This is a genomic window from Microlunatus phosphovorus NM-1, from assembly GCF_000270245.1.
Taxonomy (GTDB): domain Bacteria; phylum Actinomycetota; class Actinomycetes; order Propionibacteriales; family Propionibacteriaceae; genus Microlunatus; species Microlunatus phosphovorus.
Window position 1 is genome coordinate 4,919,580 of sequence record NC_015635.1, and the last position, 15,056, is coordinate 4,934,635.

12 protein-coding genes are annotated in these 15,056 nt (G+C 68.8%); 7 read left to right on the forward strand and 5 right to left on the reverse strand.

What is annotated here, in order from left to right; translation table 11 throughout:
* The first annotated feature begins 120 nt into the window (after positions 1 to 120).
* Both MLP_RS22355 and MLP_RS22360 read left to right on the forward strand, forming a co-directional pair.
* A complete protein-coding gene (locus tag MLP_RS22355) occupies positions 121 to 2,214 on the forward strand; it encodes a PhoX family protein (protein ID WP_049804639.1) in 2,094 nt (697 codons plus the stop codon).
* A 125-nt stretch (positions 2,215 to 2,339) separates the two neighbouring features.
* The gene (locus MLP_RS22360) at positions 2,340 to 3,011 is read left to right on the forward strand and encodes a calcium-binding protein (protein ID WP_013865472.1); all 672 of its coding nucleotides are present in this window, start codon (positions 2,340 to 2,342) and stop codon (positions 3,009 to 3,011) included.
* 33 nt (positions 3,012 to 3,044) lie between these two features.
* On the opposite strand, the gene MLP_RS22365 is transcribed toward MLP_RS22360, so the two are convergent.
* The 4 genes from MLP_RS22365 to MLP_RS22380 all read right to left on the reverse strand — a co-directional run bounded on the left by MLP_RS22365 (position 3,045) and on the right by MLP_RS22380 (position 7,518).
* Positions 3,045 to 5,072, reverse strand: a complete 2,028-nt coding sequence (locus tag MLP_RS22365) for a cytochrome c oxidase assembly protein (protein WP_049804640.1) — start codon at positions 5,070 to 5,072, stop codon at positions 3,045 to 3,047.
* 188 nt (positions 5,073 to 5,260) lie between these two features.
* The gene (locus MLP_RS22370; RefSeq protein WP_013865474.1) at positions 5,261 to 6,088 is read right to left on the reverse strand and encodes a DUF3027 domain-containing protein; all 828 of its coding nucleotides are present in this window, start codon (positions 6,086 to 6,088) and stop codon (positions 5,261 to 5,263) included.
* Positions 6,089 to 6,095: 7 nt separating this feature from the next.
* Positions 6,096 to 6,479 (reverse strand): cold-shock protein, encoded by a 384-nt coding sequence (locus MLP_RS22375; protein ID WP_041793237.1) that lies wholly within the window; start codon positions 6,477 to 6,479, stop codon positions 6,096 to 6,098.
* A 151-nt stretch (positions 6,480 to 6,630) separates the two neighbouring features.
* A complete protein-coding gene (locus MLP_RS22380) occupies positions 6,631 to 7,518 on the reverse strand; it encodes a LysR substrate-binding domain-containing protein (RefSeq protein ID WP_231851374.1) in 888 nt (295 codons plus the stop codon).
* 183 nt (positions 7,519 to 7,701) lie between these two features.
* Between MLP_RS22380 and MLP_RS22385 the strand changes: the two genes are divergently transcribed.
* Genes MLP_RS22385 through MLP_RS22395 form a run of 3 tightly spaced genes read left to right on the forward strand, consistent with a single transcriptional unit; the run spans position 7,702 to position 12,170 of the window.
* Positions 7,702 to 9,003: an MFS transporter gene (locus MLP_RS22385; protein WP_013865477.1), complete on the forward strand. Its 1,302-nt coding sequence runs from the start codon at positions 7,702 to 7,704 to the stop codon at positions 9,001 to 9,003.
* Positions 9,004 to 9,051: 48 nt separating this feature from the next.
* Positions 9,052 to 9,924, forward strand: a complete 873-nt coding sequence (locus tag MLP_RS22390) for a hypothetical protein (protein ID WP_013865478.1) — start codon at positions 9,052 to 9,054, stop codon at positions 9,922 to 9,924.
* A gap of 2 nt (positions 9,925 to 9,926) precedes the next feature.
* Positions 9,927 to 12,170: a helicase-associated domain-containing protein gene (locus MLP_RS22395; RefSeq protein WP_013865479.1), complete on the forward strand. Its 2,244-nt coding sequence runs from the start codon at positions 9,927 to 9,929 to the stop codon at positions 12,168 to 12,170.
* A gap of 184 nt (positions 12,171 to 12,354) precedes the next feature.
* Here MLP_RS22395 and MLP_RS22400 read toward each other — a convergent pair whose 3' ends face one another.
* Complete coding sequence (locus tag MLP_RS22400) at positions 12,355 to 12,693, reverse strand: hypothetical protein (RefSeq protein WP_013865480.1); 339 nt, start codon at positions 12,691 to 12,693, stop codon at positions 12,355 to 12,357.
* Between the two features lie 13 nt (positions 12,694 to 12,706).
* Between MLP_RS22400 and MLP_RS22405 the strand changes: the two genes are divergently transcribed.
* Together MLP_RS22405 and MLP_RS22410 are read left to right on the forward strand one after the other, a co-directional pair.
* A complete protein-coding gene (locus MLP_RS22405) occupies positions 12,707 to 13,144 on the forward strand; it encodes a hypothetical protein (protein WP_013865481.1) in 438 nt (145 codons plus the stop codon).
* Entirely contained in the window at positions 13,141 to 14,787 is a 1,647-nt protein-coding gene (locus MLP_RS22410; RefSeq protein ID WP_013865482.1) for a DNA repair helicase XPB, read from the forward strand. The genes MLP_RS22405 and MLP_RS22410 overlap by 4 nt, the downstream gene beginning before the upstream one ends.
* The last annotated feature ends 269 nt before the right edge of the window (positions 14,788 to 15,056 follow it).

The following is a 15,056-nucleotide window of genomic DNA, read 5'->3' on the forward strand; positions in this document are numbered from 1 at the left end:
GAACTGGCTACACAGAGTTCACTCGAGGGTCGAACTCCCGCACCATTTCCGTCCTTTGACGACTGTCAGTGTCTGCAGCGACTCCAGACCTCAGCGACCCCCAACCTAGGAGACCCTGCAATGACGTCTGACTGTCAAGAACTGCCGACCCCATCAGCTGTGCAGCTGCCCATGCTCGGCCTGACTCACGGCAAGCGAAGCCCAGTCACCTGTCACCTCAAGTGCGACAGCCAGTGCGCACGACCCGAACCGAATGCCTCCACCGAGCCGACCTTCGCCGAGGTCGCCGGCCGCCAGCTGACCCGCCGGGCGATGCTGGTCGGCGGCAGTGCCTTGGCCGCCGCAGCCGCGCTGCCGGCGGTATGGCCGCAGCAAGCCGCCGCCCACCCGAAGCCCGGTCATCCCGACCACCCCGGCCATGGACCGCTCGCCTTCACCCCGATCGACCCGGTGGGAGCCGAGGTCGATCTGCTCACCGTGCCGAACGGCTATCAGTGGACACCGATCCTGCGCTGGGGCGACCCACTGTTCGCGAACTCGCCGGCCTTCGATCCGAGCCGGCCGAACGCCCGCGCCCAGCAGCTGCAGTTCGGCTACAACAACGACTATCTCGACATCCTCGTCGACCCCCGCGGCCGGACCGGGCTGCTGTGCTGCAACCACGAGTACACCAACCGGAACATCATGTTCCCGCCCACCGCCACCGCCGAGCAGGAGGCCGAGGTGCTCAAGGCGCTGATGGCCGCGCATGGGTTCAGTGTCGTGGAGTTGGAGCGTCGCGCCACCAAGCAGCCTTGGCGCTATGTCCGCGGCGGTCGGCGCAACCGTCGGTTCACTGCGAACACCCCGTTCCGGCTCACCGGTCCGGCAGCGGGCAGCAAGCTGGTGACGACCGCCGCCGACCCGAGCGGCCGGACCGCGCTCGGCACCTTCGGCAACTGTTCCGGCGGCACCACCCCGTGGGGCACCATCTTGTCCGGCGAGGAGAACTTCAACGGCTACTTCGTAGCCGACCCAGCAGCCCGCGGCAGCAAGCGATACGGGCTCACGAACACTCCCAGTGTGTACGGCTGGGAGCAGGTCGACCCGCGGTTCGACGCCACCAAGCCGGGGTACGCCAATGAGCCGCACCGATTCGGCTACATCGTCGAGATCGATCCGTACGACCCCTCCTCCACCCCGCGGAAGCACACCGCGATGGGTCGCTTCAAGCACGAGGGCGCCAACATCCGGGTCGACAACGACGGCACAGTTGCGGCCTACATGGGCGACGACGAGCGATTCGATTATCTGTACAAGTTCGTGGCGAAGCGGAAGCACCGCCCGGGGAAGTCGGCCGAGGCACGGCGACACAACCTGCAACTGCTCACCGAAGGAGACCTCTACGTAGCCAGGTTCAGCGGCACCCAGCGTCCTGACGGCGCCAACCTCGGCCGCGGAGTCTGGCTGCCGCTGGTGCTCGACGGCCGGTCGCAGGTTCCCGGGATGAGCGTCGAGGAGGTGCTGGTGTTCACCCGCGAGGCCGCCGACGCGGTCAAGGCGACGCCGATGGACCGTTGCGAGGACGTCCAGCCGCACCCGAAGTCCGGCAAGGTGTACGTGGCCTGCACCAACAACACCCAGCGCGGCACTGCCGGCAAGCCAGGCGCCGACGCGGCCAACCCGCGACCGACCTCGACCCAGCCGGCAGGCTCGACCAACAAGGACGGCCACGTCATCGAGATCACCGAGCACCGCAACCGGGCCGGTGCGACGACATTCAGCTGGAACATCCTGCTGCTGTGTGGCGACCCGACCGATGAGAAGGTACGCACCTACTTCGCCGGCTGGGACGGCCCGGTCGCGCCGATCTCCTGCCCGGACAATCTCGCCTTCGACTCGGTGGGCAACCTGTGGGTCGCTACCGACGGCGCTCCGAGCACGATCGAGAAGGCCGACGGGCTGTTCAAGGTGCCGTTGGAAGGCCGCCAGCGCGGACACGTGCAACAGTTCCTCGCCGTACCGATCGATGCCGAGACGTGTGGGCCGGTCGTGCACGACACCGACGACTCGGTGTTCGTCGCGGTGCAGCATCCCGGCGAGGACGGCAGTTGGGCCGAGCAGCGCTCGTACTTCCCCGACTTCGTCCCGGCCGGACACCGACCAGGCAAGGGCGCGTGGCGAGGGCCACGGCCGACCGTCGTCCAGGTCACCAGGCAGCGCCGTTCTCGGTAGCGGCTACTGAAATCGGCGCCGGACGCTACCGAGATCGTTCTCGGCGTGTCCGAGCCCGGGAGGTTCCCCCTCCGGATCTATCGATCGCAACCGTTGCGGTCGGGAAGATCCGAAAGGGCACCGAAATGACCTCCATCCTCCGCACCACCTTGCGTGTCGGACTCGCCAGTCTCGTCGCCGCGTCCGCGGTCGGCGCGCTGGCGGCTCCGGCACATGCTGCGGGCAACACCTCGGCGTTCAAGAGCGGGAACACCCTGTTCGTCAACGCCGCGACCGGGACGACCAACAACATCAAGCTCGAGCGCTCCATCAACGGACAGTTCTACAACATCAGCGACGCCGGCGGCTTTGCCATCGGGTCGGGCTGCCAGAGCACCGGCCAGCGGTCGGTCATGTGCGCCGCGGCCGGCATCAGCGAGATCCGGATCAACGCCGGCGATCTCGACGATCGGATCGAGTTGAACACCGCGACCTTCGCTGTGGTTCTCGGCAGTTCCGGCAATGACACCATCGTCAGCAAGCACATCAACAGCCAGGCCCGGCTGAATGGCAACGACGGGAACGACACGATCATCGGGGCCGACTTCGACAGACTGTTCGGACAGAACGACCACGACACCCTGAGCGGCGGACGACTGCTCAACGGCGGCAGCGGGAATGACAAGCTGTTCGGACTGGGCGGCAACGACAGCCTGGTCGGCGGGCCGGGCACCGATCATCTCGACGGCGGCTCCGGCTTCGACGATCTGTGCATCGAGGGCGAGACCACCGTCGCCTGCGAGGCGTTCTCGCTCTGACCATCACCGGGCACGGGCCGCCGGGGACCCGGACTACTTCCCGGCGTCCTTCTTGGCCAGGGCCGCCAGCCGCTCGTTGTAGGCCTTGAGCTCGGCATCATCGTCGCGGTCGGCCTGGCGGTCCTTCCGCTTGGTCTCCTTGGCGTCGCTGCGCACCCACTGGATGATCAGGGTGAGGCCGATCAGCAGGGCCGGGATGTCACCAGCACCCCAGGTGATCCCGCCACCCAGCTGCTGATCGGCCAGCAGCGCCGCATCGTCGGTTTGGCCGAGCGCATGCCACCAGTCCGGCGCGATCAGGGCGGCGGACTGCATCAACGACAGCCCGAAGAAGGCGTGGAAGGCCATCGTGATCAACAAGACGAGCAGCCTGATCGGGTACGGCGGCCGCTTCGGTCCGGGATCGATGCCCACCAGCGACCAGATGAACAGATAGCCCACCAGCAGGAAGTGCAGGGTCATCAACTGATGCCCGAGGTGGGTGAACATCGCGGCGTCGAACAGCGAGGTGTAGTAGAAGACGAACAGGCTGACGACGAAGAGGATCGCCGCGACCACGGGCTGTCCGATGATCGCCAGATAACGCGAGTGGACCACCGACAGCAGCAGCTCCCGCGGACCGAAGCTCTTGTCGGGCCGGGCGGTCAGCGTACGCAGTGCCAGGGTGATCGGGGCCCCGAACACCAGCAACAGCGGCACCGGCACCATCAGCGACATGTGCTGGATCATGTGCATGCTGAACGACATCCGGCCGTAGACCGCCGGTCCCCCGCTGGTCAGGAAGGCCAGCAGCAGCGCACCGGCCACCCACAGGATCGTCCGGTGCACCGGCCAGCGATGCCCGTCGCGGTGCAGGGCGACCACGCCGGCCAGATACAGGCCGACCATCAAGGCGCAGATCGTCAGCCACAGCACCGAGGGATAGCCGTGGCTGAACCAGGTCGCCAGCGTCAGCGGGGGCGGCGGCGGGTAGCCGAGCAGCGCGGTCGCCGGGTCGGCGATGACCGGGCTGACCGGCGGAGCCGAGCGCGACAGCGCCACGGCCAGGCCCATGGTGGCCGCCATCACCAGCACCTCACCGCTGGCCAGCCGAGCGAACCAATGCGCCTTTGGCTTGTCGCTCGTTCCCGGAACTCCGGCAGCCGTCAGTGCGGGCAGAGTAGCCCGGCGATGCAGCCAGCCGGCCGCACCGAGGACCACCAACGCGGTGGTCTTGCCGATCACCAACAGTCCGTACGGGGTGGCCAGGTTGCCCAGCCCGCCGAGCCGCAGATAGGCGTTGACCACGCCCGACATGGCGACCAGGACGAAACACCAGCCGGCCAGGGTCGAATAGCGTCCGGCGACTACCGGTAGCCGGCCGCCCAGCGGTCTGGCGAAGGCGAGCAGGGTGGCCAGTCCACCGACCCAGACGGTGACCCCGACCAGGTGGATGAGCAGACTGTCGACGGAATTGCCATGATCCAGGGAGCCGGCCGCATGCCCGCCCAGACTCAGCGGGACCAGAGCCAGCAGCCCGAATCCTCCGGCCCAGGCGCTGCCGACCGGCGTCCGGGCCGTGGTCGCGCCGATCGCTGCCAGCGCCACCCCGATGCAGACGGCGATCAGCGACTGACCAAGCTCGGTCTGGGTCCAAAACGATGAGGCGAGAGCGAGGAATCCCGGCCCGGACAGCGGCGAGCCGGTCGCATCCGCAGCGGTCAACACGGCGACGAGCAGCGCGGCGACGAACCAGCACCGGGCGGCCACGGCGCCCGCTCGAATGATCCGGAGCCGGAGGCCGTCCAACTCACCCGCCTGTTGCGCCGACTCCAGCGCGGCCAGGAACGTACCGACGACCAGCAGGCCGATGGTCGCCGCGGCGGCGAGATCATGGACCGCGCGGACGATCGGCAGTCCCCACCGGACGGCTGCCCCCGGATCGAAGATCGCCGGGGTGACCGGCGCCAGCGCCCCAGCCGCGCCCAGGATCGCCACCGCCACCACCGCCGCCAGCCCGACCGCGGCAGCACCCAGCCCCAGCAGTCGCGGGGCATCACTGGTCTGGGTCCGATCCGGCACGGCAATCAGTGTAGGAAGGGGTGCCGACACAGCTGCCCAGTCTCAATCAGCGCGGATGCGTCAGTCCTGTGACGGGCCCGTAGTTGCCCCCAATGGTCATTCATGGCCCGGGGGCGCAAGACGTACCCACTTCCCGCCCGGCCCGCGGCCGTCCTTGGCCCGGCGGCGCAAAACAGCCGTCGCAGGATTCAGTCGAAGAGGGAGATCGGCTCGTCCCAGGCGATGGTCTCCCAGGCCGGCGCGGGCAGTTCCTCGGCCTTGGCCTCCGCCACCACGCTGGAGTGGCCGCCGCAGCCGTGGTCGACGCTCACCACATGCGCGTCGGATGGCGAGTATGCATTGGCGCAGGCACCGAACAGGGTGCCCAGCGATCCGCCGAGCCGGACGAAGTAGCCGCAGCTCTCACACACATCAGGGGCCTGCCGAGTGAGCTCGTTGTCCGGTCCGCCGTCGGAGGCCAGCCAGCGCTCGGCGGCCTCGTCCCGGCCCTCCCGAGACAGCACCCGCTCCCGTCCGAGACCCAACTCGGCCACCACAGCACGGATCTGGCTGGCCTCAGCCGGATCGGCGTCAGCCGCCTCCTCGCCACCGGTGTAGCCGGGTTCGAGCCGTGGATCGTCCAACGGTGTCGGGAGCAGCAGCCCGGCGGTCACATCGCCAGGCTGGATCCGATCCGCCCATGGCACCCACGACGAAGCCAGCAGCGCAGCCTCGCCAGGGAGCAGCACCACCTCGTTGACCGTGGGCGTCTTCGCGCGCGCAGCCCGGACCAGGGTCACCGACCAACGCCAGCCGACATAGCCCGGATGCGGGCAGGCGAAGAAGTGGCTGACCACCCGGTCCGCGTCTGCCTCGATGCCAAGGTGCTCACCGACCCCCATCGGGCCGGCAGCCTCGGTGGCCGCGGCCCGAGCCAGCTCGATCGCGTCCACACCGATCTGGTCGGCCTTCACGGCTTTGACAGCTTTGACCGTACGCGTGCGCTTCGTGACCTGCTCGCTCGCCGGGGCGTTCATCGGTGGACTACAGCTCCAACTCGTCGGCCACGGCGCGGAGCACGCTGGCGACCTTGGCGCCGGTCTTGGCGTCGGGGTGACGGCCACGCCGATAGCCGTTGCCGATGCCGTCCAGCATCTTGATCAGATCCTCGACGATCACGGCCATCTGGTCGGCGGGCTTGCGGTGCGCCTTGGACAGTGACGGCGGGGCGTCCAGCACCCGCAGCGACAGAGCCTGCTCGCCGCGCCGGCCTTCCACCACACCGAACTCGACCTTCTGGCCCGGCTTGAGGGTGGTGACCCCGGCAGGCAGCGCCGTCGACCGGACATAGACGTCACCGCCACCGTCCTTGGTCAAGAAGCCGAAACCCTTGTCGGCGTCGTAGAACCTCACCTTGCCTACTGGCACTTCCACCCTCGCTCGCACACCCCCGTCGGCCGACGCCGATCAGGGCACATCTCGTACTCAGTCCGCCCAGCCTAGTGGTTGTGAGATGTCCGCCCAACCGAGTTCAGCGAAGGTCTCAACGAGGTTCGGATCCGCGTCGCCTGAAGCACGTTCAGGGCCGCAAAGGCGCCAGCGGGAGATTCACGATGGCTCGGCTCAACGCCTCGATCGGCTGCTGGGCTGCCCGCGGGTTGGCCAGCAGCGCCATCTCCACCTCCGGCAACGTCGGCAACCCGAACCGGCCCGTCAGAATGCGCAGGTCGGCCGGCACTCTGGAGCGAGCCAGCACGCAGATGCCGATGCCAGCCCGAGTCGCCGCCAGCACCCCGTTGATCTCCCGCGTGTTGCAGGTGATCCGCCAGGTGCGCCCGGCCGACTCCAGCGAGGTGATCGCCGCCGACCGGCTGAGACTCGGTGAGGAGTACGTGATCACCGGCACCGGGCTGTCGGCCTCCAACTGGACTCGCTCGTGGCCGACCCAGACCAGTTGATCTCGCCGCACCAGCAGACCTCGGCCTGAGTCGGCCGGCTGGTTGACGAAAATGAGGTCCAGGCGATTGGCGTCCAGCCGGCGCTGCAGAATGCCGCTCTGCGTCACGGTCAGCTCGAGATTGATCCGTGGATAGAGCTGACGGAACTCGCGCAGGATCGTGGGCAGTTCACTCAGCGCCAACTCATCGGCCGCGCCGAACCGCAGCCGACCGGCCATCGCGGAGCCGGTGAAGTACGCCACCGCCTCGTCATGGGCGGCCAGAATCGTCCGCGCGAAACCGGCCATCGCCTCGCCGTTGTCGGTCAGCGCCACCGTCCGCGTATCGCGTCGCAGCAGCATCCGCCCACAGGCCTCCTCCAGCCGCCGAACGTGCTGGCTCACCGCCGGCTGGCTGATGCCGAGCCGCTCCGCGGCCTTGGTGAAGCTGAGCCCGCTCACCACCGCCAGGAAGGACCGCAACCAGACCGGGTCGAAGGTCTTCTCCGTGCTCAGCTGTACGTCGTTCACCCGTACCTCGTTCACCGCGAGTTAACTCCATAGTCACTCTTCATAAGCAATCGCAATAGAACATATAGCAGCAATCCTCGAAAGGAATAGGAGCGAAACGGCTTAGGTTGGCTGCAGACGGCTCGGCGCTGAGTCCCCAATCCCGAGGCAGGCAGAAGCCTCGACCGAACACAGGAGATCCCGGTGACCGCGGCAGCAGCCGAATCACACCGCCGAAGCATCCACTGGCCGCGTACGCTGGCGGCGCTCGAGGTCCGCAACTACCGGCTGTTTCTCAGCTCCCAGATCGTCGCGACGACCGGTCTGTGGATGCAGCGGATCGCCCAGGACTGGCTGGTGCTCGAGCTCACCGGCAGCGTCACCGCGGTCGGTGTCGCGGTCGCACTGCAGTTCCTACCGGTGCTGGTGTTCGGTCTGTTCGGCGGCGTGATCGCCGATCGTTACCCGAAGCGAAGGATCCTGCTGGTCACCCAATCGCTCGCCGCCGCGCTGGCCCTGACCATGGGTGTGCTGGCGCTCACCGGTGCCGTCCAGTCCTGGCACGTCTTCCTCGTCGCCGCGTTGCTGGGCTTCGTCACCGTGGTCGACAACCCCACCCGGCAAGCGTTCGTGTCCGAGTTGGTCGGCCCCGACCGCATCCGCAACGCGGTCAGCCTCAACTCGTCGGTGTTCCAGTTCGGTGCCCTGCTCGGTCCGGCGCTGTCCGGGCTGCTGATCCACGCCGTCGGTCAGGGCTGGTCGTTCCTGATCAACGCCGCGGCCTGTCTGCTGGTCGTCGCGATCGTGGGCATCATCCGCGTACCTGCTCAGTCAACCGGTGGCACCGCACCGGCCAAGGGGCAGTTGCGCGCCGGACTGGTCTATATCGCGCACACCTCAGAGGTGGCCTGGACCATCGTGCTGGTCGGCGTCATGGGCGTGCTCGGTCTGAACATGCCGGTGATCCTGGCCGCCTTCGCCAACAACGAGTTCGCGACCGGGGTGAGCGGCTACAGCATGTTCAACTCGCTGACCGCCGTCGGGGCGTTGGCCGGGGCACTGCTCTCCGCCCGTCGCACCGAGGTGCTGCGGCTGCGGATGCTGGTCAGCACGCTGACCGGGCTCGGTGTGGTCTTGGCGCTCGCGTCCATCGCGCCGACGATCTGGCTGTTCGGTGCGCTGCTGGCCGGCTGCGGGATGTTGAGCCTGCTGTTCCTCACCGGCGCGAACTCCCTGGTGCAGACCCGATCCGACGCCGGGGTCCGGGGCCGGGTGATGAGCGTCTACATCCTGGTGCTGCTCGGCGGCCAGGCGGTCGGCAGCCCGGCCGTCGGCTGGCTGATCGACCACTTCGGGGCGCGACCCAGCATGTTCCTCTGCGGCGGTCTGATCGCCATGGTGGCCATGGTGACCGGACTGGCCATCGCCCGCCACGCCCACTTGGGGCTGGAGGTCGACCTGCACCGCGAGCACGGCCGATCACCGCTGCACATCGTTCAGCACTGAGAACACTGAACGCACCGGGCCGATCCGGACCCTCCTAAGATTGCGGTCATGGCGACGTGGGAGGACGGGCCGGAGTATGCGCCCCTCGAACGACCGGACGCCTTCGACGCACCCTCGTCGGTAGCCGCCGACCTGGCGCCACCGTCGCCGGCACCGGCCGAGACCCCCGCGCCACTGGCTCGCCCTGCTTTCGCCGACCCGACCCAGCCCGTGCCGCAGCTCGCCGATCTCGTGCCGGAACCGCCTGTGCAGCGCGATCCGAACGAGCCGTTCGACGTGGTCGCCAGTCTGGCGACCGCCGAGTCCTCCGCCTGGGCTGCCGCGCACTGGTCCCCGCCATCAGCACCGGCCGCGCCTCCGGCGATCGCACCGCCGTCGGCGCCACAGTTCCCGCCACCTCAGTTCCCGCCAACCCAACTGCCCGCAGCCCAACTGCCGGGGCCGCCGGCCTACCCACCCGCCAGCGCTCCCTATCCGGCGCCCGGCACGCCGCAGTGGTTCGTCCCCGGACCCGGCTACCAGCAGCCGGGGCGACCTCCGGCCGCACCCACCGCCCGTACAGTGCTCGCGGCGGTCACCCCCGGCGTGCTGATCACGTTGGCCCTCGGCGGACTGATCTGGGTGCTCGCCCCGGTCACCGTGGTGCTGGCGTACCTGCTCACCGGGCGGATGACTCACGGGCGCACTCCTACCCGTGCGACATTCGGGGTCGTGCTCGGCCTCCTCGGGGCGGTCGGGCTGCTGGCGCTGGTCAGCGCGGACGGCCTGTTCTCCCTGTGGTGGAACACACTGGCCGCCTGGGCCTGCTTCGGCAGCTGGGTGCTCCTCGTGGCGGCGATCATCGCGGCCTATCGGGCGCTGAAGCAGGGGCACCCCGATCCGCCTCCGGGCACCCGACGCCCGCGCGGCCCGCTCCGCTAACCGTGTTCACCACTGACTCTCGTCCGGCCCAGGGTGCGCGGACGCTCACGGAAGCGCTGCGCCAGCTGGACGAGTCGGCTCTTGCCCGGTTGTTCACCTTGCGCCCGGATCTGGCCTATCCGACCCCGACCGACATCGCAGACCTGTCCACCCAGGCAACGACGACCAGCTCGGTCGGCCGGTCCCTCGATGCGCTGAACGCCTGGCAGCGGCTGGTCGCCGAAGGGCTGACTGCGCTGCCCGATCCCGCCGCAGTGCCGATGCTGGCCGAGCTCTTGCAGGCCGATCCGGCCGTCTGCGCCGCCGCGGTCGGCGACCTGCGACAGCGGGCATTGCTCTGGGGAGCCGACGACAGCCTGCATCTGGTGCGAGCCGTTCGAGATCATCTCGGCCCCTATCCGGGTGGGCTCGCGCCACAGTCGCCGCGCCCGCTCCCGGCCGAACGGATCGAGGAACTGCTGGTCGAGGCCGGCCCGGAGGCTCGCCTGGTGATCGACCGGCTGCTGTGGAGCCCGGCAGGCACCGTCTCTGGCGCCGACCGCGCCATCACCGCCGACACCGCGCGGACTCCGGTCGAGCAGCTGCTCGCGCGACGGCTGCTCCGCCCCATCGGCCCCGACACGGTGCTGCTGCCGCGCGAGGTTGCCTGGCACCTGCGCGGTCAGCGGTTCACCCCTCGCCCAGTCCCCACCGCCGCACCTTCGCTGACCGGCCCGATCCGTACGCCACGACTGGTCGACCGGGCCGCGATCGGCGCCGCGTACGGGCTCGTGCACGACGTGGAACTCCTCGCCCACACTCTGGAGACGACCCCGTACCGACTGTTGCGAGACGGCGGCCTCGGGGTACGCGACCTCGCCGGCCTGGCGAGGATCCTCGGCACCGAGAACGACCATGCCGCGTACGTGCTGGAGGCCGCCGCGGCCGCGGAGCTGATTGCCGGCGGCGACGGGCAGCGACTGCTGCCGACGGTCGACTACGACCGCTGGGCGGAGCGGGATCCGGCCGATCGTTGGCGCGCACTCGTCGCGGCCTGGCGACACAGCGATCGGCTGCCCGGCCTGTCCAGCGAGCCAGGCGGCCATCCCCTCGGACCCGAGTCGGCAGCGCCGGGAGCGGCCACGGTCCGCGGGCTGGTGCTCGAACTGCTCGCCGCTGCCGAGGTCGGCACCACCATCGACCTCGGCCAGTTGCGGGCAGCAGTGGACTGGCGACGTCCCCGGCTGGTCAGAGTGGGCGGCATTCCGCTGGACTCGGTGTTGGCCTGGACCTGGCGGGAGACCGGTTGGCTGGGGGTCAGCAGCCTGCAGGCCGTCTCGGGGTTGGGCCGGGCGGCGCTGCTGGCCGATACGCAGCCGGTGCCGGCCGGTCTCGCCGAGGCCTTCCCGGCGACCGTGGAGCAGGTCATCCTGCAGGCCGATCTGACTGCCATCGCGCCCGGTCCGGTCCCCTATCAGCTGGCTCGCGAGCTTCGGCTGCTGGCCGATCAGGAATCACGCGGCGGCGCGGCGGTGTTCCGGTTCAGCGGCCCATCCCTGCGACGCGCGTTCGACGCCGGCTGGTCGGCCGCCGAGGTCCACCGCTGGCTGGAGCACCACGCCACCACAGCCGTGCCACAGCCGCTGACGTACCTGATCGACGATGTCGCCCGGCAGCACGGCAGCATCCGCATCGGTCCCGCCCGCGCCTACGTCCGGATCGCCGACGAGGCCCAGACTGCCGCCATCCTGGCCCACCCGGACGCAGGGGTGCTCGGACTGCGCGAGCTCGCGCCGGGGATCCTGGTTGCCGCCGCAGAACCGTACGAGGTGGTGGACTTCCTGCATCGCATCGGTCACAGCCCCGCGGCCGAGGACTCGTCCGGACGCTCGATCACCGCCCCGGATCCACTCCGGGCATCCCGTCGCAGCGGGCACCGACCGCGGCCCGATGTCCAGGCGACCGAGTCGGCCGTCGCGGTGCTGATGGGCGAACGGACCCGGCACCAGTCTCGGCACGAGCCGACCGACCTGGCGACACAGATCCCGACCGCAGAGACCCCGACCTCGGAGACCCTGGAGCGGATCGCGGCCGCGCAGCAGGCCGACGAGACTGTGCGAATCCACTATGTCGCCGCCGATGGCCGCCCCACCGATCGAGAGTTGCGGGAGATCCGTGCCGACGCCGGCGTGGTCACCGGCATCGATGCCCGAAGCGGCAGGCCCGTGTCGATCCCGCTGGCTCGGGTGTCCTCGATCACGAGGTAGGCGGCGGGCGGAATGCCACCAATAAGTAAGCCGTCAAGCGGCAATAGAGTCAGTACCCGGAGGCACGACAACGGGGTCCATCCGCCCGCCTGACTTCATCATCTGCCGTCCTGAGGCTGGACGCAAGCCTCAATCGAGGAACGCCTCAATCGACGCGTCCGGCAGCGATAGTTCCCCTCCCGACCTAGACTGGGTCGATGCAGCCAGCGACGATCCGGAGACTTCTCGTCTTCGGTGTCTGCCTGGTTACCGTCAGCTGTCTGTATCTGGTGCCGAGTGTGTCGGGGTCGTCGAGCCGGATCGGTACGTCGAGCCGACCCCACGATGCGCGTACCACACCACCTGGTCCGGCGAGTGGTGATCTCTCGGTCCCGGGAAGTAGCGCCCCACCGGCGAGCAACTCCACGTTGTCGCCGTTGCCCAATCCGACGGCCGCCACGCGATCGGCGACGGCCACAAGCTCCGCCGATTCCCGCACCCTCATCGACCAGGCCGAACCATCCAGCTCGGTCGGCGCAGGCACGCAGCGACCTACCGTGCGACGAGTCACCGCCGGACAAAGCAAGCCGGCCGCGACCGCCGTCGACGGACTCACCGATCACGCTCCACCCACGGCAATCAACCGGTTGTGGTCGACTGGCGCGGATCCAGAGCTGCTGGGCGTCGCCTGGACGGCAGCGACCGACGATCGAGGATCGGTCTGGTACGAGGTGTGGGTCAACGGGTTCAACGTCACCAGCACACAGCAGCCGGAAGCCACCGTCGGCTGGTTCAACGACTCCAGGAGCCATGTCGTCCAGGTCCGCGCAGTGGACCTCGCCGGCAACAGGGGACCCTGGAGCCCGACACTGATGGTCACCCAGCCGAGTCCCCCACCCGAATCTGAGCCGGCGAACAGGTCGGCCACCGACGCCGGCGCGAGCCCGACTGTCACGCCCTCGGACAGCGGCAGCCCTAAGGAAGACAACTCTTGACACGTAGTACCCCTGGACCGTTGGTGGTCCAGTCCGACAAGACGCTGCTGCTCGAAGTCGACCATCCCGACGCCGACGCGTGCCGGATGGCCATCGCGCCGTTCGCCGAGCTGGAGCGAGCCCCGGAGCACATCCACACCTATCGACTGACCCCGCTCGGGCTCTGGAACGCCCGTGCTGCGGGGCACGATGCCGAGCAGGTCGTCGACACCCTGCTCACCTACAGCCGCTATCCCGTGCCGAGCTCGTTGCTGGTCGATGTCGCCGACACGATGGACCGGTTCGGTCGACTCCGGCTGGAGAAGCACCCCACCCAGGGTCTGGTGCTGGTCAGTACCGATCGGGCGGTGCTGACCGAGGTGCTGCGCTCGGCCAAGGTCAAAGGGCTGGTCGGTGCCAGGCTCGACGACGACACCGTGGTCGTCCATGCCTCCGAGCGGGGTCACCTCAAGCAGGTGCTGCTCAAGCTGGGCTGGCCGGCCGAGGACCTGGCCGGCTATGTCGACGGCGAGGCGCACGCGATCGCCCTGGAGCAGGACGGCTGGGAGCTGCGGCCGTACCAGCAGCAGGCCGCGGATTCCTTCTGGCACGGCGGTTCCGGCGTGGTGGTGCTGCCCTGCGGCGCCGGCAAGACCGTGGTCGGCGCTGCCTCGATGGCCCATGCCCAGGCAACGACGCTGATCCTGGTCACCAACACCGTCTCGGCCCGGCAGTGGCGCGACGAACTGCTCCGCCGGACCACCCTGACCGCTGACGAGATCGGCGAATACTCCGGCGCCAAGAAGCAGATCCGGCCGGTGACCATCGCCACCTATCAGGTGATCACCACCAAGCGCGGCGGCATCCATCCACACCTGGAGCTGTTCGGCGCCCGGGACTGGGGTCTGGTGATCTATGACGAGGTACACCTGCTGCCGGCGCCGGTGTTTCGGATGACCGCGGATCTGCAGGCTCGGCGGAGGCTGGGGCTGACGGCGACGCTCGTCCGCGAGGACGGCCGAGAGGGCGATGTGTTCTCCCTGATCGGACCGAAGCGGTATGACGCGCCGTGGAAGGACATCGAGGCCCAGGGCTATATCGCCCCGGCCGATTGCGTCGAGGTGCGAGTGACCTTGAGCGAGCCGGAGCGGATGACGTACGCGGTTGCCGAGCCGGACGTGAAATACCGCCTGGCTTCGACCGCCGAGTCGAAAACCCAGGTCGTCATCGACCTGGTGGCCAAGCACCGCGGCGTACCGATCTTGGTGATCGGCCAGTACGTCGACCAGCTCGAGGATCTGGCCGCCCGGCTGGACGCACCGCTGATCACCGGCGAGACCACGGTCCGGCAGCGCGAACGGCTGTATGAGGCATTCCGGTCCGGCGAGGTCGATCTGCTGGTGGTCAGCAAGGTGGCGAACTTCTCCATCGACCTGCCCAGCGCGCAGGTGGCCATCCAGGTGTCAGGTGCTTTCGGCTCTCGCCAGGAAGAGGCGCAACGACTGGGCCGGCTGCTGCGACCGAAATCCGAGGGGACGACAGCCAGATTCCTGGCCGTCGTCGCCCGCGACACCGTCGACGCCGACTTCGCCGCGCACCGGCAGCGGTTCCTGGCCGAGCAGGGCTACGCCTACACGATCATGGACGCCGAAGACGCTGTGTAGTCGTCGACTCGCTGCTCGGCTGCGCTCCCAAGACTCCGTCTTCACTCCTCGCTCGCAAACGAAGAACATGTTTGCTCCCTCGTCGCTCCAGACGGAGCCATCGCTCCGCCTCACGGCCGCTCGCGACGGGAGTCGTCGACTCGCTGCTCGGCTGCTCCACCGGTCGCTCGCGACGGTACGGACGCAGCCGACTCTGAGATCGAGTGGTGCGTGGATGTAGCTTTCCTCGAAGCGAAGCTACATCTGCGCACCTTTCGCTGGAGTCGTGA